This window comes from Halovivax limisalsi (genome assembly GCF_023093535.1).
GTDB lineage: Archaea > Halobacteriota > Halobacteria > Halobacteriales > Natrialbaceae > Halovivax > Halovivax limisalsi.
This window is the reverse complement of the sequence record NZ_CP095757.1, coordinates 1,851,429-1,872,557: the sequence shown is the minus strand read 5'-3', so window position 1 is coordinate 1,872,557 and position 21,129 is coordinate 1,851,429. Positions and strand designations below refer to the sequence as shown.

The window sequence follows — 21,129 nt, the reverse complement described above, 5'->3', positions numbered from 1 at the left end:
CAATGAGTAGCGAGACTGCAGACGCTCGAGCCCTCCAGGCCGACGATGTCGTTGCATACGCGGAGCGCTACGGCCACCTCGCGCTGGTCGGCGTCCTGATGGTGTTCATGCTGTGGGTGCGCCTGAAGAACCTCGGGTCGTTCCGGGGGAGAGACCGCCTCGCCTTCACGGGGATCGACTCGTGGTACCACTGGCGAGCGACCGACTGGACGGTCCAGAACTTTCCGTGGGTGATGCCGTACGAAGTGTACACCGGGTTCCCGGACGGGAACAACGTCGATCAGTTCAACACGCTGTTCGACCAGTTCGTCGCGCTCCTCGCGATGCTCATCGGCCTCGGAAGCCCGACCCAGTCCGACATCTACCTCGCGGCGTTGATCGCGGGCCCCATCCTCGCGACGCTGACGGCGATCCCGGTGTACCTGATCGCGAAGCGAGTGAGCGGCGACAACCGCTTCGCCGGGCTCGTCGCGGTCATCATCCTCGCGTTATCGCCGGGTGAGTTCACCAGACGGTCCCTCGCCGGCAACTTCGACCACCACGTGGCGGAAGCGCTGCTCATGGCCGTGGCGATCTACGCGCTCGTCGTCGCGCTCCGGAGCGCGGAGCGAGACAAACCCATCTGGGAACTCGTCACCAGCCGGGACTGGTCCCTCCTTCGGACGCCGACGAAGTACTCGGTCCTCGCCGGCGTCGCCATTACACTGTATCTCTGGGTCTGGCCGGCCGGGATCGTGCTCATCGGTATCCTCGGCATCTTCTTCGCCGTCCAGCTCGCCCTCGATTTCGTCCGCGGCGTCTCGCCTGACCACGTCGCGTTCGTCGGCGTCGTCAGTATGGCCGTCACGGCCCTCTTCTCCCTCCTCAAAACGGACGTCTACTCGCTCACCGAGGTCACCCAATACAGCCTCATTCAACCCGCACTCGCGGTACTCGTCGCGCTCGGCTGTCTCTTCATGGCCTGGTTGGCCCGACAGTGGGAAACACGCGAGCTCGAACGCGTCTACTACCCGGCCGCCATCCTCGGCCTCGTGGCGGCCGGACTCGTCGTCCTCTGGATCGCACTCCCCGATCTCTACAATACGGTGATGACCAACGTGACGACACGGTTGCTCCCGATTCGGTCGACCGATACCGCGTTGACCGTCCAGGAAGTCCAACCGCCGGACGATATCGTCCGTCGGGCCGCGCGATCGTTCGGTATGGGGCTGTACCTGTTCATTCTCGGGCTCGTCCTGCTGATCGCGCGGCCGTTCGTCGGCGATCGGTTCCGCGCCGAACACACGCTCGTGATCGTCTGGGGGCTGTTCCTGCTCGGCATGGCCGCCTCCCAGTCGCGCTTCTGGTACTACTTCGTACTCCCAGTCTCGATCCTCTCGGGCTATACGATCGCCCAGGTCGTCGGGCTGATCGACCTCAACCCGAGCGATCGAGTGCGCGACGTCAAGGGGTATCAGGTGCTGACGATTCTGCTCGTCCTCACCGTCCTCTTCGTCCCCTTCGCGCCCGGAATCGCGAGCTACACCGCACCGGATATCGCAGATGCGGTGCAGCCGGGCGGCGAATCGGATACGTGGGCCGAGGGCAACGAGTTCCTGCAGGAGAACACGCCCGAGCCTGGAAACCTCTACGGCGCCGGGAACGAAAGTGAACTCGACTACTATGGCACCTACGAGCGGCCCGCCGACGGTGACTACGATTACCCCGGCGGCGCCTACGGCGTCATGTCGTGGTGGGACTACGGCCACTTCATCACGAGTCAGGGCGAACGGATTCCCCACGCGAACCCGTTCCAGCAACACGCTCGCAGCGCCTCGGCGTTCCTCCAGGCGCCGTCCGAGGACGCCGCGAACGAGGTTCTGGACGCGATCAGCGCCGGGATGGAGCCGCGCCTCGACGCTTCCGGCAACGTGACAGTCGACGCGCCGGAGGACGTCGACAACGACGTTCCGTACGTGATGATCGATCACAAGATGGCCGGCGAGAAGTTCCCGGCCATCGCTCGGTGGACCGGTCCGAACCGGGCGATCTACGGGACGCAGAAGGATATCAACCTCGGCGTGCAGAACGAATCGCAAACGCTCCCGGCGTTCAGCGACGCGTACTACGACACTCAGCTGGCGCGGCTCTACCTCGACGACGCCAGCGGGATGGAACACTACCGCCTGGTCCACGAGGCGGACGAGTGGGCGCTCGTCGGCGGGCAGGTAACGCAAACCCGACCACTCCCGTTCAGCAACGCAATCCTGAACGCCGATTCGTGGGGGCCGATGGTGGAGAACACGTCGATGCTCTACGAGCGTGAACGTAAGAACGGCAACCTCACGCGGACGAATTTCTACGAGCCCCACGTGGAGTCGTCGCTCAAAACGTTCGAACGCGTCGAGGGGGCGACGATGACCGGCCAGGTCGAAAACGCGACGAACGCCTCGTCGATCCGGGTCTCGCTCGAACTGGAGACGGCGCCCGGCCGGACGTTCACGTACACCCAGAACGCCGAGCTCGGTGACGACGGGAGCTTCGAGGTGACGGTCCCGTACGCGACGGACAACGTCCGCGGCCCGGACGAGGGCTACACGGACAGCTCCGTCACCGCCAACGGCAACTATTCGGTCGTGGTCCAGGGCGATGACGGCATCCACCAGGCGTCCGCGAACGTCTCCGAAGGGGCCGTCTACGACGGCGAGTCGATCGCCGTCGACGGGTTCGAGTTTACGTCCTACGACGATCTGTTCGAGACGAACCCGGGCGACGAATCGGACGAAAACGTGACTGACGGCAACGCGACCGACGGCGAAGGCGATACCGAGAGCGGATCGGATAACGAAAGCGACGCCACGAGCGAGCGTATAAGCGGTCCGGACGTCCGCGTCCCACCGCAATAGGCACCATCTACGGGTTGCGGATTTCGCTCCCGTTCGAGTACGCCGGGATGCAGTTGCCCCGCTGTAGCCGCTTCCATCGGCGTCGGCTCAGAATACCTGCTGTCCGGCGATATCACCTGCGGAGACGCGCTCGCCGTCGGCCGCAGATATCGTCGCGGCCGCGGGCGCTCGGAGCGAGCATCCGAGCGAACAGGTCCCGCGACGCGAACTGGGAGCGAAGCGAATGCTTTTGCGTCGGCCGGCAGTAACGCCACCAATGCGCGAGGCGCTGACGGTCTATCTGAAGGGGTTCGCGATGGGGTCGGCGGACGTCGTTCCGGGGGTGTCCGGGGGGACGATCGCGCTCATCGTCGGAATCTACGATCGATTGATACGGGCGATAACGGCGCTCGACCCGTCGATCCTCGCCGACATCGATCGCCTCGGTTCCGCGGACGGGCGGGCCGACCTCCTCGCGGACCTGCGCGAGATGGACGTTCCGTTTCTCGGAGCGCTCGGGCTGGGCGTCGCCTCGGCGGTCCTGTTGCTCGCGAGTACCATGCACTTCCTGACGACGACGTATCCCGTCCCGACCTACGGGTTCTTCACGGGGCTCATCGCCGCCAGTGCCGTCGTCCTCTACGGAGAGGTGGACGTGACCACGCCCGCTCGCATCGTCGTCGCAGTGGTCGGCGTCGTTCTGGCAGTGTCGATTACGGGCGTGACCGCGGGCGAGGTCTCACACGCGCTCCCGATCGTCTTCGTCGCGGGTGCGATCGCCGTCTGTGCGATGATCCTCCCCGGCGTCTCGGGATCCTTCCTCTTGCTCGTGCTCGGCCAGTACGAGTACATGACCGGAACGCTCAGCGAGGCGATCGACGCGGTCACCGCCGTGCTGGGGGGCGCGTCGGCCGGCGAGGCGATCGATCCGTTGCTCGTCGTTTCCGTCTTCCTCACTGGTGCGGTCGCGGGACTGTTTTCGATGGCCCACCTCGTCCGACGAGCGCTGGATCGAAATCGGGAGGTGACGATGACGTTTCTGGTGAGTCTGATGGTCGGTGCGCTGCGACTGCCGATCGAACGTATTGACGGGAATCTCGGCCGCTCGACGACCGAGTCGCCGAGCATCGCGATCGCCGCCGCCATTCTCGGCGCCAGCCTCGTCTTGGCCGCAAATCGATTCGCCGTCGACGGGCGGGCGCTCACCAGTCCGACGTGACTGCCAGCGCCGATTGGCGGGGCAGCACTGGTGTTGGCCGATCCGGCGACGTTCGTCGATCCGCGACAGTGCAAGTCATTAACATACATGTTTTAATCGTCTGAATTCTTAAGATACTGTTATTACCATTGGAAACATGGTTCCGGTTGCAATGTCAGCAACCGAATCCCTCACGGACGCCGTCGAAGCACACCCACGACTGCTCGGAATCCTGTTCGCCGCGATGGTGCTGCTGAGTCAGGCTGGATCGGTCGCCGCCTCCGCAGCCGACGTCGGCGTCGGTCCCTGATCGGTCCGTCCGAGTCATCCCACTGTTCGTCGTCGGTGATACCACGACACGAGCGATAGGAGAACAGCCGGTCGGTTCGACTATCGCTCCCCATTCGAATCGGAGCATCAGTCGCCGTCGGAACCGGTCCCGTTTGACGGGCAGATTTCGTCGAAGAACGCAGGTGGCCCGATATCGGTATTCCACTGGAGGGCCCCGTCGTAGATGACCGGCATCTCCGTCCAGCTGAAGTAATTGCGCAGTTCGTCCGAGGCGACCGCCGCCCGAATGTCCTGGATCGGAAGCAGGAAGAGTTTTCGAACAGATTCGATGTTCGGCGACGTGACAGAGCCGATACGAAACTCCTTGGCGGGATAGAGGTTGAACCGGACCTCGTGCTCGTCTCCGGTGGCTCGGTCGACTTCGACGAGCGTCGGCGCGCCGCCGTCGGTCTGGGCGATGTCGACCGATCCGTCGCCGACGATGAGGTACTGATCGCCCAGAACCGTTTGGTCGGCGACGACTTCGAGGGCGACCCGGAGCGGGAAACCGAGGTTGAGCAGCCTGGCCAGCGCCGCGCCGGACTCGACGGCGTGCTCGTTGATGACGTCTCCCAGCGTGGCGACGCCGCCGAACGCACCGTTTCGAGCCAGCGCGAGTCCCTGCTCGTAGGACTGACAGGCGTTCAGGAAGAACACGCCGAGGTCGACCGACGAGAGCGATCGGACGTCGAGCTCACCGTCGGGACAGCGCAGTCCGTCGGCCGTGGCGTGTCCGATGTAGTGGAGGAAGTCGTAGCCGCCGGTCTCGAGCAGCTCCGCGAGGTCGTCGCTCGCGACGCCGAACGCCGAGTCGACCTCGAACGGCAGGATCTCACGCGAGCCGTACGTTTCGTCGAGGACGTCGTGCTCGTCCAGCATCCGCGAGTCGTTACAGACGAGCAGGATCTCGATCGATTGGGTTCGCGACCCCCTGTCGAGCTGGTTGCGATAGCCCTCCACGGTGGCTTTCGACGCGCCGCGCGGGATCGAATCGCCGAACCACGCGTGTTCGATCGAGCTGTCGGTCACCGCCGGTTCGACGACCGAGAGCGACTCCGCCCCCTCCGATGGGGAGGGGTTGCGATGCTGGCTCGCGGAGCGCACCAGCGGGCCGGCGGCGGACGCTCGCGCGGGCGCCGCGGTGTCGACGTCCGTTCGAATCGTCTCGGTGGTGCCCTCGGGTTGCCTGACGATCCCGAGTTCGTTGACGACGAACGGGAGGAGTTCCGCACTCGACGATCGGGGCGGAACGTAGGCGGTGAGCGGCCAGCGCGGGAGGTGGGGCCGAACGGTCTCGTAGTCCACCTCGAGGTAGTACTCCAGCTGTTTCGGCAGGGGCATGCCGTAGAGGGTCGACGGCGATCGCGGGAGGGTCGATTCGAGCGTCTCCCGTTCGTGGAGGTCGTACTGGTAGACGCCTTCGGTTCTGACCAGACAATCGAGAAAGAACAGCTGTTTGAGCGTCTCGCCGACGTCGTCTTCGAGCGGCACCTCGCGGCCCAGTTCGTACCGTTCCGAGTCCGTGTGAACCGCCGGCTCCGGACCGGGAACGAGATCCGCACCCAGGTAGAACGAGAGCGGAGCGATCGTAAAGAGATCCTCGTAGGTCGGCGGCGTCTCGATCGTGACGCCGGTCTCGGGCGGCGTGTTCGTGGTGTCGACCGAAAACTCCTCGCCGAGTTCGATCAGCGGGGGATGGCCCCGAAGCGTCGGCCAGGATCGTTCGGCGGTATCCGTCTTCAGGGCGGATCCCAGTGCGGTGATCGCATCCATCACCGATCGCGGATCATCGGGCGTCGTAATGGTCCCCGCGGGCCGTTCGTGCAACGAGCGGGCGCCGAACTCGATCGAGACCGGCCGATCGAACGTGATCTTGATGGAGTTCATCCCCATCGTGATCGTCCCTTCGTCGGCGATGCGACAGTACAGCTTCATCGGACCGTCCATCCCGACGAACTGCGTGGACGAATCGAGCTCGTAGGTATCGCCGGCCTCGAGCCGCACGTCGGCACGGCCCGACACGTCGTGAATATTTACGAGGTACTTCTGGTCGAAGATGAGCGTCTCGGCATCGATGCGACAGGTCGAATCGACGGGAAAGCAGAACCGATCCGAGACGCTCGTATCGGGAGAGGCGGGGCGGTCCGTCCTGATCGAAAGCTGGCGCTGTTCGTTCGAATCGAACAGCTTCAGCCCTGGGGGGTCGCTCATTTCGGTTATTTCGATGGCCATTCGTCGGTGTGGCGTTCATACCGTCCCAACAGCAAAAAACCAACTGATTCTCAGCTTAAACAATTAGTGATGGGAATTACCGTGAAGGCGTCGTTGCACGGGGGTCGTCGACGGCGGTGCGGCAATCGAGATCGGACCGGTTTCAGGATAGAACCCTATCAGCAACCCCGCCGAGCGAGCATCGTCGGTGGCCGGTGGATACCCGCCATCCAGTCCGCGGGTGGTGCGCGAGATGCCCGAACGGATCGTACCCGTTGCGAGCGTGGTGCGGGGGGACGACAGGACCCGGGACGGCACGTTTTTGCGTCCGCCCGCGAATCGTCCGGTGTGACGCAGGTACCGCCGCTGGTCCTCGACATCGACGGCACGCTCACCAGACCGGCCGGTCCCGGCCTCGACGCGCGGGTGTTCGCTCCGTTGCGCGGCTGGGAGGCACCGATCGTGCTGGCGACGGGAAAAGCCGCGCCGTATCCGGTCGCGCTCTGTCACTTCCTGGCGATTCCGGAACGCGCCGTCGCGGAGAACGGCGGCGTCGTGGTCACCGACGACCGGTTCGTCGTCGCGGGGGACCGCGAGGGCCCCGCCGCCGTCGCGCGCGAGTACGAACGCGCCGGCTACGACCTCGGCTGGGACGGTCTCGATACGATCAACCAGTGGCGCGAAACAGAGGTCGCGGTCAGTCGCGACCAGCCCCGCGAACCCCTGGAAGCGATCGCCCGCGCAGCCGGGCTTCGCGTCGTCGACACCGGCTACGCCTATCACGTGATCGGTCCACACATCTCCAAAGGCGCGTCGCTCGAAGCGCACGCCGACGAACTGACACTCGACCTCGAGGCGGCGGTCGCGATCGGCGACTCCGAGAACGACGTCTCGACGTTCGAGCGCGTCGACCGGAGTTTCGCCGTGCGAAACGCCGACGCGGCCGCCAAAGCCGCGGCCGACGAAGTCGTCGACGGCGAGCACGCCGACGGCACGCTCTCGATTCTCGAGCGATTGCGGGACTGACGAACGTCGCTGTCGGCGGAAACGTGCGAAACTCCGGATCGAGAGGGCTTTCCTCCTCCACGGGCAATCTCCAGCGTATGTCTCCCGTCCATGTCGAGGGCGTCGGGCCGTCCGCATATTTCGGCGCGGAGTCGACGGGGTCGGCGGTCGCCAGCGTCCTCTCGGCCGACCCCACGGAGATCGCGGTCGGGGCCATCGGGCTCGTCGCCACGGTCGTCGTCTTCGCGTGGGTGCGCCGCGACGCCAGCGCGAACGACGTCCCCCGGGCGCGGCTGTGGCCGATCCTGGCCAGCGGCGCCGTCGCCCTCGGGCTGTACCTGTACCTCTTCGCGCCGGTTCCGATGACCGGCGTCATCATGACGTCGAATACCGGGCTGGTCCTCTACGGCTTCGAACGCGAACTCGCCACTCGGGATCCGGCCCCGACCGAGCCCGGAACGCTGCCGCACGCACCAACCTCGAGCGACGAGTCGACGGCCTCGAACGGCAATCCGTCGGCCACGACTGGCGAGTCGTCGACCTCGAACGGCGAATCGTCCGTCACGGACGGTGAGTGACGGACGGATTTCGATCGCGACTCCGTCGCTGGCGGTCGCCGTCGAGGGAGTCGACACCCGGACCACGACCCTTTTGAGCCCCAGTCCCGAACGCCAGGTTATGAGCGACGCGGACGGGCCGAAGCAGGTCTCCGACCCGGACTACCACAGCGTCAACCACACGGCCGCCCAGACGTGCGGCTGGACGGCCAACGCCCTCCGCGGCGAGGGCAAGTGCTACAAGAACATCTTCTACGGCATCGAGTCACACCGCTGCATCCAGATGACGCCCGTGGTCCGGTGTAACGAGCGCTGCGTCTTCTGCTGGCGCGACCACCAGGGCCACGCCTACGAACTCGACGACGTCGAGTGGGACGACCCTGAGGCCGTCGTCGACGCCTCGCTGGAGCTGCAGCGCAAGCTGCTCTCCGGTTTCGGCGGCAACGACGAGGTCCCTCGCGAGGTCTTCGACGAGGCCATGGAACCGCGTCACGTCGCCATCTCGCTGGACGGCGAACCGAGCCTCTATCCCTACCTGCCGGAACTAATCGACGCCTTCCACGATCGGGACATCACCACGTTCCTCGTCTCGAACGGCACCCGTCCCGGCGTGCTCGCCGACTGCGATCCGACCCAGCTGTACGTCAGCGTCGACGCACCTGAACGGCACACCTTCGACCAGGTCGTCCGCGCGATGGAGGACGACGCCTGGGAGACCCTGCTCGAGACGCTCGACGTGCTGGCTGCGAAGGACGAGACCCGCACCGTCCTGCGAACCACGCTCCTCCAGGGCGAGAACATGCACAGCCCCGACTGGTACGCCGGCCTCTTCCGGCGGGCCGACCCCGACTTCGTCGAACTCAAAGCCTACATGCACGTCGGCCACTCGCAAGGTCGCCTGGATCGCTCGACCATGCCCGACCACGAGGACGTCGTCGCCTTCGCCGAGGCCATCGGCGAGCACATGCCCGATCACCCGGTTCTGAAGGAAGTGCCCGCCTCCCGCGTGGCGCTGCTCGCCCGCGAAGACGACACCTGGGTGCCGAAACTGAACAAAGGGAGCGAGTTCTGGGAGCGCGATCCGGTCGCGGCGGAGTGACGGTCACACCCGTCGGGATCTAGGGACGGTCTAGGCTCGTCGGTTGTTGCAACTGGTGCGGTAACGGCGAGACCTCAACAGTAATGGATTCCGCGGTCGTCTGACGAGAGGGTCTCGAGAAGCGCGTCGATCGTTTTGACGACGCCTCCGATGTCGCGCCCCGCCTGCTGGACGTAGATGATGCCCGCGTGTTCGAGTTCGTTCGTTTCGACCAGGGAGAGGAAGTCATCGTCGAAGGTGACGAGTATCCAATCGTTCCGTCGCGCGTAGGAGAGCTGGTCTCGATCCGGGTCGCCTAACGTTCCTTCCCCACGAACGGTGTGGACGGTCCATTCGCGCCTCCTGAGCCCGTCGGCGACGGGAATCCATATTCCCTCGTCACAGTACAGCGGCCTCATGCGACGGCGGACTCCGCAGATCGGAACTCGTCGATATGATCGTAGTAATAAGCGAGCGCTCGATGGACGTCGCCCAGCGAAAGATCGGGATAGAGTTGCGTTATTTCGTCCGGTTCGTATCCGCTATGTTCGTAGGCACCTGCGATATCCTTCACCCGAATGCCCGTCCCCTCGATAGTGGGTGCACCATCACTGTGGGCAGGATCCTGAACGATGCTCATGGACGATGATATGGTCGGTATCACATTTAAAGTCGCGGTTGGAATGTACCGAGCGAGGGACGCAAGTCGCTGGAAAGCAACCAGGATAAAACGGCCCTCGCTCTTCGCAGATTGATCCCGACCCGGTCCGCCAGTCGGTCGTCCGTCAGTCGTCGAGATGACCGTCCCCCGGTATCACTCTCCGCAATCGCGGGGAACCAGGTGCTCGAGAACGTGATCCGCCGTCGGGGGATTTGTTGCGATGCTCGCCCGCGAGCGACGCCTGGGTGCGAAACTGAACAAAGGGAGCGAGTTCTGGAAGCGCGATCCGGTCGCGGCGGAGTGACGGTCACACCCGTCGGACCAACGCGTCGCAGACGCTGCCGGCGACAATCCGACCTCGCTTCGCCCGAGCGCCCAAGCTACAATCGCGATTTGAGTCTGCGTGAGTGATAATATGGCATCGACGAAAGTATGAATGCGGACGGTTCGACGCCGTCCGCGAATCCGATCACCCCGCCACCATGCATCGACTCCCCCGACTCGTTTGGACCGCCCTCCGCGCGATCGCGTTCTGGGCCGCCGTCGCCCTCCCGCTGGCGTACGTACCCGCACTGGTCGATCTCGTGCCGACGGTGCTGGTTCTCGCAATCGTTCCGATCCACGCCCTCTGCCTGATCGTGGGCCACGAACACACGCCCCGATCGCAACCCGTGTCGCCGTCACGATCCTGATCGCGGCGGAATTGCCCACCCGCGAACGACGCAGCCGAGAAAACGAAACCGAACACCGACGAACGCGGTAGCTGCGAGGCTTACTCCAGATCGAACCGATCGGCCGCCATCACGGAGTGCCACGCGTCGACGAAGTCCGCGACGAACGTCTCCTCGCCGTCGTCGGCACCGTAGACCTCCGAGAGAGCGCGAAGCCGGGAGTTAGAGCCGAAAACGAGGTCCACGCGCGACCCCGTCCACTCGACCTCGCCTGTCTCGCGGTCGCGAAGCTCGAAGACCTCGCGGTCCTCCGAGACCGGCTCCCACTCGTAGTCCATCGAGAGTACGGTCTCGAAGAAGTCGTTGGTCAGCGTCTCCGGCTCGTCGGTGAAGACGCCGTACTCCGAGCCCTGGTAGTTGGCGTCGAGGACGCGCATGCCGCCGACGAGGACCGTCATCTCGTCGGCCGTCAGGTCGAGCAGGTCCGCCTTGTCGACCAGCGCTTCCTCGGCGGTGAGCCTGGTCTCGTCGGTCATGTAGTTCCGGAAGCCGTCCGCCGCCGGCTTCAGCGCCTCGAAGGACTCCACGTCGGTCTGGTCCTGCGTGGCGTCCGTGCGGCCCGGTTCGAACGGAACCGTCACGTCGTAGCCGGCCTCGCTCGCGGCCTGCTCGACGGCCGCGTTCCCGCCGAGGACGATCAGGTCGGCCAGCGAGACCCGCACGTCGTCCGATCGCGAGTCGTTGAAGTCGGCCTGGATTGCCTCGAGCGCCGAGAGGACCGTCTCGAGTTCGGCCGGTTCGTTGACCTCCCAGCTGCGCTGGGGTTCGAGGCGGATCCGCGCGCCGTTGGCCCCGCCGCGCTTGTCGCTGTCGCGGTAGGTCGAGGCCGCCGCCCAGGCGGTCTTGACCAGCTGCGAAACCGACAGCTCGGAGTCCAGAACGCGCGCTTTGAGTTCCTCGATCTCCGCGTCGCCGATCAGATCGTGATCGACGTCGGGGAGCGGGTCCTGCCAGAGCAGTTCCTCGTCGGGGACCTCTGGGCCGAGGAAACGCTCCGGCGGGCCCATGTCGCGGTGGATCAGTTTGTACCACGCCTTCGCGAAGGTCTCCTGGAACTCGTCGGGGTTGTCCTGGAAGCGCTCGAGGATCTCCCGGTAATCGGGATCCTTCTTGAGGGCGACGTCGGTCGTCAGCATCATCGGATCTTCCTTCTTCGAGGGGTCGTGGGCGGCGGGGACGGTGTTCTTCGGCTCGTCGTCCACCGGCGTCCACTGCCACGCGCCGCCGGGCCCCTCGACCGGCTCCCACTCGTAGTCGAGCAGGTTGTCGATGTAGGAGGTGTCCCACATGGTCGGCCAGGCGTTCCACGCGCCCTCGATGCCGCTGGTGATCGTGTCGCCGCCCTTCCCGGAGCCGTACTCGCTCTTCCAGCCGAGGCCCTGCTCTTCGATCGGGGCCCCCTCGGGCTCCGGACCGACGTGTTCGTCCGGATCGTCCGCGCCGTGGACCTTCCCGAACGTGTGGCCGCCGGCGATGAGCGCCGCCGTCTCCTCGTCGTTCATCGCCATCCGACCGAACGACTCACGAATGCGCTCCGCCGAGGCTTCGGGGTTCGGCTCGCCGTCCGGCCCCTCGGGGTTGACGTAGATGAGCCCCATCACGGTGGCGCCGAGGGGATGGTGCAGTTCGCCGTTCTCGTCGAATCGCTCCGAGGCTTCCCACTCGTCCTCGGGCCCCCAGTCGACGGCCTCGTCGGGTTCGTACTCGTCCTCGCGCCCGCCGGCGAAGCCGTACGTCTCGAAGCCCATCGACTCGAGGGCACAGTTACCTGCCAGAACCATCAGATCGCCCCACGAGAGCTTGCGCCCGTACTTCTGTTTGATCGGCCAGAGGAGTCGTCGGGCCTTGTCGAGGTTGGCGTTGTCCGGCCAGCTGTTGAGGGGAGCGAGGCGCTGTCGACCGCCGGCCGCGCCGCCGCGGCCGTCGCTCGTCCGGTAGGTGCCGGCGCTGTGCCAGGCCATCCGGATGAACAGCGGCCCGTAGTGGCCGTAATCGGCCGGCCACCACTCCTGCGAGTCCGTCATCAGGTCCTTGATGTCCGCCTTCACGGCGTCGTAGTCGAGCGACTCGAACGCCTCGGCGTAGTCGAACTCCTCACCCATCGGGTCGACGTCGCTCGCGTTCTGATCGAGGACGTCCAGCTTCAACTGGTTCGGCCACCAGTCGCGGTAAGATTCGGGCATCGAAGTATCCTTGCTACGTTTCCCTATTAAGAGTGTCTAATTCAGAAAGGAAGTCTTCGTCCAGAGAGAATAAATATTCGTGAAAGGCGAATTTGGTAGAAGTGGCCCGCCTACCCGGATCGATTCGCGACGGGCGACCTCGGTCGCGGCTCGGCCGCCTCAGTCGACCCGCCCGGCGGGTTACAGGAGACCCATCGGTTCGACAACGGGCGTCTCGAATCGACACCCGTGTCACTCCGCTCGGCGTCGCCAGGACGTTCGGACAAGCCCAGCATGCATCTCGTGAGTACAGGGAGCCTCCAGCGGGTACGTCCGGACACACGGGAGACCGACACGATTGCGAAACCGTTACTCGCGTCGCCACCAATCCTCCCCCATGATCGAACCCGTGCCGATGGGCGAGTACCCGATCGCACACGCCGTCTTCCTCGCGCTCGTCGTCGGCTCGTCGGTGTTTTTCAGCTGGCTCGCCTGGGTGAACGTCCGCCACGGCCGCCGCACGCTCGATCGCGAGCGCGAGTGGGTCGAGTCGACCTTCGATCTCGAGGACCCGTCGCGCGTCAGCGCGTACCACCGGGCGAAGACGACCCTCGGGCAGGTCCGGTCGTGGGCTGTCCTCGCGGTCGTCCTGCTCGCCCTCTATTCGGGACTCATCGCCTCGATCGTCGAGTGGTTCGAGACGCTGGGCTACGGCCCCGTTGTCACCGGAACGGGGTTCTTCGTCGCCGTGATGGTGGGGATGCGGGCCCTGTCGGTGCCGTTCGACCTCTACGACACGTTCGTCGTCGAGGAGCGCTTCGACTTCAACAACCAGACCCTCGGCCTGTTCGTCCGCGATCTGGTGATCGGGTTCTGCGTCACCGTCGCGCTCGTCGCCAGTCTCGCCGCGGCCGTCCTCGTCGCGGTCGACGCCCTGCCGACCCTGTGGCCCCTCGCCGCGCTCGCGATCTTCGCGGCCTTCTCGCTCGCCATGCTGGTCGTCTACCCGCGGGTGATCGCGCCGTTGTTCAACGACTTCGAGCCCGTCGAGGCGGGCGAGCTGCGCGAGGCCGTCGAGCGGGTCTTCGACCGCGCCGGCTTCACCTGCGACGACGTCTACGTGATGGACGCCAGCCGCCGATCGGGCCACTCGAACGCCTACTTCGTCGGCTTCGGCCGAACGAAGCGCGTGGTGCTCTTCGACACCCTCGTCGAGCAGATGGATCTGCCCGAACTCGAGAGCGTCCTCGCGCACGAACTCGCCCACTGGAAGCAAAACCACATCTGGAAGCAATTCGGCGCCAGCCTCGTCCGGATCGGCGTCGCCCTCGGCGTCCTCTGGGCCCTGCTGGAGACGACGTGGCTCTACGCGATGTTCGACCTGCCCGCGACGCCGTACGTCGGCCTCGCCGTGGGCGCCCTCTGGCTCGGACCCCTGCTCGAGTTGACGAGCCCGCTCGAGAACCGCCTCTCGCTGGCTCACGAGCGCGAGGCCGACGCCTTCGCGACGAGCGTGATGGGCGACGGCGCGCCGCTCGTCGAGGCGCTCACTCGCCTCACCGGCGAGAACCTCTCGAACCCGTTTCCGCACCCCCTGTACGCCACGTTCCACTACGACCACCCGCCGATCCCCGAGCGAATTCGCTACATCCGTGGGCTCGGCGAGGCAGGTGAAAGCGGTGCTGGCGGGGGGAGTGCCGGCGAGGACAGTTCTGGCGAGGGAAGGGATGGTGCAGGGGCGACGGCGAGCGGATCCGAGGCCTGATCCCACGGACAGACGGCGCGACCCGCACGAAAACCTCCGCGACTGGGGCCGGCCGGTCACGAGGTGAGGACCGTTCTGAATCGCCGGCCCGCCTCATCGTCCGCGGCGATCGCGTCGGAGATTCGAGGCGAAATCCACTCGCCCGTCGAGTTCGATTTCGCCCGGATGCCTGGAATATCAGCCGAAGCGTCGGCGGCGACCGGCCGGTCGGCGGTAGCAGACGCGAGTTCCGCCGGCAAAAACCGCTCGTACACCGCCAATCGCTCGCGCAGGGGGAGTCCGACGTCTTCCGCGATGGCCTCGAGTTCCCGCAACGCGGGCCAGGCGTAGTCCGGGTTGACGTGGTCGTCGGTCACCGGCGAGACGCCCCCGAGGTCGTCGACGCCGCAGTCGACGAGGTCGCGGATCGGCGCCAGGTTCGGCGGCGCCTGGACGGAAATCTCCTCGGGCAGGGCAGCCCGGGCCATCGCCGTCGCGCGGCGCATCGTCGCGAGGTCCGGCGTCCCGCCGCGCCAGCGCTCGTTGTCGCGAACGGGCTGGACGATCACCTCCTGGATGTGGCCGTATCGCTCGTGCAGGTCGCGGATGGCGAGCAGGCTCTCCGCGCGGTCGCGCCAGTCCTCGCCGATGCCGACGAGGATCCCGGTGGTGAAGGGCACGGCGAGTTCGCCCGCCGTCCGGATGGTCGCGAGTCGTTGGCCGGGCTCCTTCCGCCGCGGACCGGCGTGGGCGTCGACGTCGGCCGTCGTCTCCAGCATCACGCCCATGCTGGCGTTGAGGTCCGCGACGGTCTCCATCTGCTCGCGCGTCTGGTCGCCCGGATTCGAGTGGGGGAGCAGTCCCTCCTCCAGCGCGACCTCGCAGGCCGCCCGGAGGTACTCGTGGATGGAATCGTAGCCCCACTCGGCGAGCTGGGCGTGAATTTCGGTGTATCGATCGTCGGGGTCGTCCCCGAAAGTGAACAGGGCCTCCGTGCAGCCGGCGTCGGCGCCGCGCCGACAGATATCGCGCACCTCCGAGAGCGAGAGCAGCGACGCCTCGCCAGGCGGGTCGAAGTACGTGCAGTAGGTGCAGGTGTAGCGACACGCCGTCGTCAGCGGCACGAAGACGTTCCGGGCGAACGTGAGTTCGGCCGGCGTCGAGACGTCTTCCGGCATCACCGCACACAGCTCGTCGATCTCGTCGGAGTCGACGCGGACGTCGGCGTCGTGGCGGGCCGCCCCGGAGCTCATCGCTCGGGAGGTCGTCGGCCGGTCAGTTAAGTGGTATCGTTCCGGCCGGAGCTGTCCCATCCCGAGAGCTGGGAGCCCGCCCCCGGATGTCCTGCTAACCGGATCACCGACCGGGCCGGGAGACCGTCACCCGGCCGTCGGTCGTCTCGAGCTCGAACCCGGCGTCGTCGAGGTAGTCCCTGGCCCGCCCGTCGCCGTGACAGAGCACCTCGACGAGGTCGGCCGGCTCGTCGACGTCCGTCGAGAGGCGAACCGAGTCGACGACGGCGACCGACGCGTCGATTTCGCTCGCGATTCGACGGTGGTCGAGGTAGGACGTCCCGTGATAGTCGACCCGGAAGTCGGGGTGGCGCGTCAGAAACGCGTTCGTCCCCCCGCCACGACCGGGCGCCAGCGCGACGTCGGCCGACGCGTCGAACAGCCGGTCGAGCGACGAGGGCGTCGCGAGCGCCAGGTCGGCCATGACGACCGCCAGCGGGTCGGCGCTCACGGAGCGGCGCGGCGCAGGTGAGCCGAAATGCTCGTCGAGTCGGGCGTTGACCGCCTCGCTCAGCGGACGCTCGTCGACGGTCACCGTCGCGTCGACGTCGATCGGGGCCGTCGCGAGGACGCGCGGGTCGCGACCGCTCGCCTCGATCGCTCCGAGCACGTCGGCGAGCATCGCCCGGGCGAACGCCCGCCGCTCGTCCGGCGAGAGAACGGGCGAAAGCCGACTCTTCGGGGCGTCGGCGGCGAACGGGATGAGCACCTCCATGGTCGAACTCGTCGGCGCCGGCCCAAAAGCGCGTCGTCACCGGCGCCCGGAGAACGCACGAGTCGATGCGCGTGCAGTCTTCGTCTCGATTGAATCTGGCCCGAGCCCGCCGAATTCGGTCGGATTCAGAACAGCGGTTCGAGGTCGTCCGCGTCGTCCTCGACGAGTTCTTCGAGATTCTCCTCGCTCTCCTGCTGGATGTCCTCCATGTTGTCCTGGGCCTCGATGGCGACCTGCTGGAGGCGCTTGATCCGGGGGACGTTCGTCACGCCCGAGAGCAGGATCGACGCGGAGACCTCGGGGACGCGACGCGGGTAGTCGCCGCCGCGGACCTCCATGCTGCCGGTCTCCTCCTCGAGCCACTTGCGACCGCGCTCGATCCCCTTGCGGTTGAGGTGGTCCGAGGGACCGGAGAGGACCAACAGTGCGCGCTCGGCGCCGTCGATCTCGCAGGGCAGCGTCAGGCGACCGAGCGCGGCCTTGCGGACCAGGCTCGTGATCCGGTTGGTCGTGTTGGCCGCGTCGAGGTCGGTCCCGCCGGTCGAACTACCGCCGGTAAACCGCGAAAGGAGGCCGCCAGAAGACGACGTGAGGTCGACCTCTTCCGAGGCGTAGCCCACGGTGGAGACGCCGCCCCCGGAGAGGGTGTTGATGATCTCCGAGGAGTCGACGACGCTCTCCGCGACCTCCTGGCCGGCCTGGACCTCGCCGGCGCCGAAGAGGACGCCGAATCGCCGGACGATCTCCTCGTTGATCTGGTCGTAGCCACCCTCGACGGACTCGCCGGCGCTCCGCCAGGAGTCGTTGTCGAAGACGAGCAGGTTGTCCACCTCGCGGACGAACGTCTGGAAGGATCGCGCCGCGTTGAGCGTGTAGATCCCGCCCTCGTCCGTCCCGGGGAGGATTCCCATCCCGTAGACGGGGATCGTGTAGATTCGCTTGAGGTGTTTCGCGAGGACGGGGGCGCCGCCGGACCCGGTGCCACCGCCCATGCCGGCGATGATCAGGAACGCGTCGACCTCGTGGGTCGGGATCGAGTCCACGGCGTTCTGGATCTCGTCGATGTCCTCCTCGGCGACTTCCGCGCCGAGCTCGTTGTCCGCTCCGACTCCGTGTCCTTTCACGCGTGCCTGACCGATCAGTACACGGTTTTCCTGTGGGATCCGCTGCAGGCCCATGAGGTCGGCTTTCGCCGTGTTGACGGCGATCGCCGCACGAACGATGCCGCTGTTCGTTCGATCGTCGTAATCGAGGAATCGATCGACGATCTTCCCTCCCGCCTGTCCGAATCCGATCATCGCCAGCTTCATTTGTATTCTGGGGGCTCCGTTGAATAGAGACCAGTGGAAAGAAGAATATAAACTTTGTGTCTGTATGACTTTCACGTTCGTTGTCTAGTTCTGGTAAATCGCAGGACGGAGTCGGGTTAAGATGTTAAATTTTGGGCCAGATGTCGGGATTAATCCGCCCGGATGACGATGGTTGAAATAGGTTTGGGCGATACAATGGCGGCTTGAAATAGGGGGCTGTACCGAGATCGTGATAGAAGGATCGATGTAATGACCAGAGCAGGCTCGTAAGTCAGTCGGGTCCGTCGATCGAGGCCTCGAGGTACTGCCGGAGCGTTCGAAGGTCGCCGTCCGAGCGGCCGAAGGCCGGCACGTCGTTGGCGTCGACCGTGTTGTCGACGGTCAGGCCGAGCGCCTGCTCGCGGCCGAACGGGACGAAGGGGATCGGTCCGGCGAGGGTGAGTCCGAGTCTGGATAGCGTCATGGGGACGGGGACGATCCGGACCGATTTGCCCCGGGTCTCGTAGTACAGCCGGGTGACGTCGGCCAGCGTGAGCCGCTCGGGGCCGCCCAGTTCGTACGTTCCGTCGGCGTGGTCGGGATCTTCGAGGGCGTCGGCGAGCATCGGCGCCAGATCGCCGATCCAGATCGGCTGGAATCGAGTCGATCCGCCCCCCGGCAGCGCGGTCACGTACGGGGTCGTGGTCAGCTCGATGAACGAGAGAAATTCGCTCCCATCCCCGAAGACCACCGACGGCCTGACGATCACGGACGGCAGGTCGCTCTCGCGGACGACGCGTTCGGCCCGCCCCTTCGCCCGAAGGTGTCGGGTCGGCGCGTCCGGATCGGCACCGAGACCGCTCAGCTGCAGGAATCGGTCCACGTCCGCCGACGATGCGGCTGCGACGAGATGCTTCGTGCCGCCGAGGTGGACCGACTCGTGGGTCACCCCGTTCGGCGTCTGAAACAGCGGCGACAGGGCGACGAGGTTCGCGACGGCATCCCGCCCGGCGACCGCCCGGTCGATCGAATCCGAATCCGTGACGTCTCCGGAGACGGCGTCGACGCCCGACGGAAGGGCCGCCGGATCGGGATCGCGCGCGAGGGCCGTCACGTCGTGACCGCGCTCCGCGAGCGTTTCGCACAGTGCCGTCCCGATGAATCCGGTTCCGCCGGCGACGAGGACATCCATGCGGATCGATTCGGCGAACGAACTGAAATACGTTGGCACGGACGGGTCTCGCCGCGGCGCTCGGGCGCGTTCGGCGGTGCCTGCGGGATGGACCGTCCGCTCTCGAAGCGACTGCGACGCAGCCGAACTCGGTACATCCTTGTAGGCGCCGACCCTCGTCGGGCACATGCTGCTCACGCTGGAAGGGATCGACGGCAGCGGCAAGACCACGGTCTGGGAGGCGCTGCAGGCCGAGTATCCCGACGCGACGTTCACCCGGGAACCGACCGACTCGTGGTACGGCGAGGCGGTCGAGCGCTCGATCGCCGACGACGACGCCGATCCCCTCGCAGAGTGCTTTCTCTACACGGCGGACCACGCCGACCACCTCTCGCGGGTCGTCGAACCCGCCCTCGAACGCGGCGATCTGGTGATCTCGGACCGCTACGCCGACTCGCGCTACGCCTACCAGGGTGCGACGCTCGACGGCGAAGTCGTCAGGCCTCTCGAGTACGTGCGGGGGATCCACGCCGCGTTCACCGTCGAGCCGGACCTCACGCTCTACTTCGACGTCGATCCGGAGACCGGCGCCGAGCGGGCCGGTGCGACGAACAAGTTCGAACGCGCGGCGATGCTGGCCGCCGTCCGCGAGAACTACGAGCGACTGCTCGAGGCCGAACCCGAACGATTCGTCAGAATCGACGCCACGCAGCCGCCCGAGGACGTGATCGAGGCCGCCATCCGGATCGTCGACGACGCGCTGAGCGCCCGTGATTGAGCACGGCATCCGTCGAAGGGGCGGTCGGTCTCTGAGCGCCGTCGAACGCGGGCTGCGGACCCGGCTCGAACGCCGGAAGCCGGATCCCCGACCGTTCGTCCGGCCCGCCGCGAACCGCGTGCTCGACCGTCCTGAGCGTCGTCGCCTCGCCGATCGGTGCGCCGGTCCCCGGGTTTCGCGACCAGCGGGGGAAGGCGCCGCCGGCGACCTGGACGCGGAGTCGGCTGCCCGGGTCGACCCGGAACGCGGTCGGCCAGCACTCGACGGTCACCCGGCGCGGACGGCCGGTGTTCGCCGTCTCGTCGGGACGGAGTGACGAAGTCTCGCAGACGTTGCGGGAGCCACCGTCGGCGTCGACCTCGCAGAGGCAGACGTAGACGTCCGCGTGTGGCGAGACCGGGTCGACGACGAGATCGGCCGAGATGGGGCCGATCAGTTCGAGCGCCTCGTCGAGCGGGCCGAGGTGCACGTCAGAACGTCGGGCCGGGACTCGAGCGCGGACTGCTCCGCCCGGCCGGCCGAAGTGCCCGTGATCGGCCCCGCGACGTTCGGGTCGGATACCGAGGATCGTACGCGAACTCGTCGCGATACGCCGTCGAGGGCGGGTCGGGCGAGAGGCCGCGACCCGGCTGGAAGTACCACCGGCGTCCGTCGACGCCGGACGGTGGCCACTCCTCGAACCGTCGCCACTCGTCGGCACCCCGGACGGAGAGCGTAGTGGGTCGCCTCCAGGGCGGCGCCATCCGTGACCAGAATCGAAACGGGTTCGGCGCGAACGTCTCGCGTTTCCGCCTGCGGCAAGTCGAGTACGCCCGAGAGGATGCGAGTCGCGAGCGTCACGGGTCTCTCCCCCGGTATGCGCCGGATACAACGACGAGGTCCACTTCCGGGTCGGAAACGCTTCCAGCCCAGGTCTACTTCCGGACAGGAACTCCCGTTCGGGCGGGATGCGTGCCCGGTTCATCGCTTCAGCCGTGGCTCCCGGTTCGGGAACGCGGTAATTCACGCCGTTGAGTGAGTCACACCATCGCGATGTAGGTTCTGGTATCGGTCACGCCATCGTGCGACTGAATGTCAGACGAGACGGCCTCGAGGACGTCGTAGACCGCACCCGCATCGACTTCGGCGATGATGTCGTAGTCCCCGGCGACGATGTGGGCTTCCTCGACCGGAGGGATCGACTCGATCGCCGAAAGGAGCTCCTCCGATTTTCCGGCGGCCGTCTGCACCATGACGTAGGCGTGGACCATCGCGGGTGTGGTACACGATGGCACGACTAAAGTGTTCCCCCGCTCGTCACGACGGGACGAGGCGTCGTTGCGGGGAGCGGGGTAACGTTATTA

19 protein-coding genes are annotated in these 21,129 nt (G+C 66.3%); 9 read left to right on the top strand and 10 right to left on the bottom strand.

Going from position 1 to position 21,129, the window contains the following annotated elements:
- The first annotated feature begins 2 nt into the window (after positions 1–2).
- The 3 genes from MXA07_RS08545 (at position 3) to MXA07_RS08535 (ending at position 4,372) form a co-directional block, all read left to right on the top strand.
- Positions 3–2,885 carry an oligosaccharyl transferase, archaeosortase A system-associated gene (locus tag MXA07_RS08545; RefSeq protein WP_247731619.1) on the top strand — a complete coding sequence of 961 codons (2,883 nt, stop codon included), beginning with the start codon at positions 3–5 and terminating at the stop codon, positions 2,883–2,885.
- Between the two features lie 256 nt (positions 2,886–3,141).
- Complete coding sequence (locus MXA07_RS08540) at positions 3,142–4,083, top strand: DUF368 domain-containing protein (RefSeq protein WP_247731618.1); 942 nt, start codon at positions 3,142–3,144, stop codon at positions 4,081–4,083.
- 151 nt (positions 4,084–4,234) lie between these two features.
- Entirely contained in the window at positions 4,235–4,372 is a 138-nt protein-coding gene (locus MXA07_RS08535; RefSeq protein ID WP_247731617.1) for a DUF7503 family protein, read from the top strand.
- A gap of 107 nt (positions 4,373–4,479) precedes the next feature.
- Here the strand turns inward: MXA07_RS08535 and MXA07_RS08530 are convergent, their stop codons facing one another.
- Positions 4,480–6,624: a hypothetical protein gene (locus tag MXA07_RS08530; protein ID WP_247731616.1), complete on the bottom strand. Its 2,145-nt coding sequence runs from the start codon at positions 6,622–6,624 to the stop codon at positions 4,480–4,482.
- A 327-nt stretch (positions 6,625–6,951) separates the two neighbouring features.
- Between MXA07_RS08530 and MXA07_RS08525 the strand changes: the two genes are divergently transcribed.
- From MXA07_RS08525 to twy1, 3 genes are all read left to right on the top strand, one after another.
- Complete coding sequence (locus MXA07_RS08525) at positions 6,952–7,629, top strand: HAD hydrolase family protein (RefSeq protein ID WP_247731615.1); 678 nt, start codon at positions 6,952–6,954, stop codon at positions 7,627–7,629.
- A gap of 77 nt (positions 7,630–7,706) precedes the next feature.
- Entirely contained in the window at positions 7,707–8,186 is a 480-nt protein-coding gene (locus tag MXA07_RS18240; protein ID WP_343217262.1) for a hypothetical protein, read from the top strand.
- 100 nt (positions 8,187–8,286) lie between these two features.
- Positions 8,287–9,264, top strand: a complete 978-nt coding sequence (gene twy1 / locus MXA07_RS08515) for a 4-demethylwyosine synthase TYW1 (protein ID WP_247731614.1) — start codon at positions 8,287–8,289, stop codon at positions 9,262–9,264.
- A gap of 74 nt (positions 9,265–9,338) precedes the next feature.
- On the opposite strand, the gene MXA07_RS08510 is transcribed toward twy1, so the two are convergent.
- Positions 9,339–9,662 (bottom strand): DUF5615 family PIN-like protein, encoded by a 324-nt coding sequence (locus MXA07_RS08510; RefSeq protein ID WP_247731613.1) that lies wholly within the window; start codon positions 9,660–9,662, stop codon positions 9,339–9,341.
- Positions 9,659–9,883 (bottom strand): DUF433 domain-containing protein, encoded by a 225-nt coding sequence (locus MXA07_RS08505; RefSeq protein WP_247731612.1) that lies wholly within the window; start codon positions 9,881–9,883, stop codon positions 9,659–9,661. Before MXA07_RS08505 ends, MXA07_RS08510 begins: the two co-directional genes overlap by 4 nt.
- Before the next feature lie 428 nt (positions 9,884–10,311).
- On the opposite strand from MXA07_RS08505, the gene MXA07_RS08500 reads away from it, so the two are divergent.
- Entirely contained in the window at positions 10,312–10,596 is a 285-nt protein-coding gene (locus MXA07_RS08500; RefSeq protein ID WP_484496860.1) for a DUF8028 family protein, read from the top strand.
- Positions 10,597–10,676: 80 nt separating this feature from the next.
- Here the strand turns inward: MXA07_RS08500 and katG are convergent, their stop codons facing one another.
- Positions 10,677–12,818: a catalase/peroxidase HPI gene (gene katG / locus MXA07_RS08495; RefSeq protein ID WP_247731610.1), complete on the bottom strand. Its 2,142-nt coding sequence runs from the start codon at positions 12,816–12,818 to the stop codon at positions 10,677–10,679.
- A gap of 376 nt (positions 12,819–13,194) precedes the next feature.
- On the opposite strand from katG, the gene MXA07_RS08490 reads away from it, so the two are divergent.
- Positions 13,195–14,562, top strand: a complete 1,368-nt coding sequence (locus MXA07_RS08490; RefSeq protein WP_247731609.1) for a M48 family metallopeptidase — start codon at positions 13,195–13,197, stop codon at positions 14,560–14,562.
- A 56-nt stretch (positions 14,563–14,618) separates the two neighbouring features.
- Here MXA07_RS08490 and cofG read toward each other — a convergent pair whose 3' ends face one another.
- The 4 genes from cofG to MXA07_RS08470 form a co-directional block, all read right to left on the bottom strand.
- Positions 14,619–15,794 carry a 7,8-didemethyl-8-hydroxy-5-deazariboflavin synthase subunit CofG gene (gene cofG, locus MXA07_RS08485; RefSeq protein ID WP_247731608.1) on the bottom strand — a complete coding sequence of 392 codons (1,176 nt, stop codon included), beginning with the start codon at positions 15,792–15,794 and terminating at the stop codon, positions 14,619–14,621.
- Between the two features lie 103 nt (positions 15,795–15,897).
- Complete coding sequence (gene cofC, locus MXA07_RS08480) at positions 15,898–16,548, bottom strand: 2-phospho-L-lactate guanylyltransferase (RefSeq protein WP_247731607.1); 651 nt, start codon at positions 16,546–16,548, stop codon at positions 15,898–15,900.
- A gap of 125 nt (positions 16,549–16,673) precedes the next feature.
- Positions 16,674–17,858, bottom strand: coding sequence for a tubulin/FtsZ family protein (locus MXA07_RS08475; RefSeq protein ID WP_247731606.1), 1,185 nt, complete (start codon positions 17,856–17,858; stop codon positions 16,674–16,676).
- A gap of 271 nt (positions 17,859–18,129) precedes the next feature.
- Entirely contained in the window at positions 18,130–19,029 is a 900-nt protein-coding gene (locus MXA07_RS08470) for a complex I NDUFA9 subunit family protein (RefSeq protein WP_247731605.1), read from the bottom strand.
- Between the two features lie 166 nt (positions 19,030–19,195).
- Between MXA07_RS08470 and tmk the strand changes: the two genes are divergently transcribed.
- The gene (gene tmk / locus MXA07_RS08465) at positions 19,196–19,786 is read left to right on the top strand and encodes a dTMP kinase (protein ID WP_247731604.1); all 591 of its coding nucleotides are present in this window, start codon (positions 19,196–19,198) and stop codon (positions 19,784–19,786) included.
- On the opposite strand, the gene MXA07_RS18285 is transcribed toward tmk, so the two are convergent.
- Entirely contained in the window at positions 19,701–20,750 is a 1,050-nt protein-coding gene (locus MXA07_RS18285; protein WP_425492204.1) for a CocE/NonD family hydrolase C-terminal non-catalytic domain-containing protein, read from the bottom strand. The two genes, tmk and MXA07_RS18285, sit on opposite strands and share 86 nt — an antisense overlap.
- A 55-nt stretch (positions 20,751–20,805) precedes the next feature.
- Positions 20,806–21,036, bottom strand: coding sequence for an Lrp/AsnC family transcriptional regulator (locus MXA07_RS08460; RefSeq protein ID WP_247731603.1), 231 nt, complete (start codon positions 21,034–21,036; stop codon positions 20,806–20,808).
- Between the last annotated feature and the right edge of the window lie 93 nt (positions 21,037–21,129).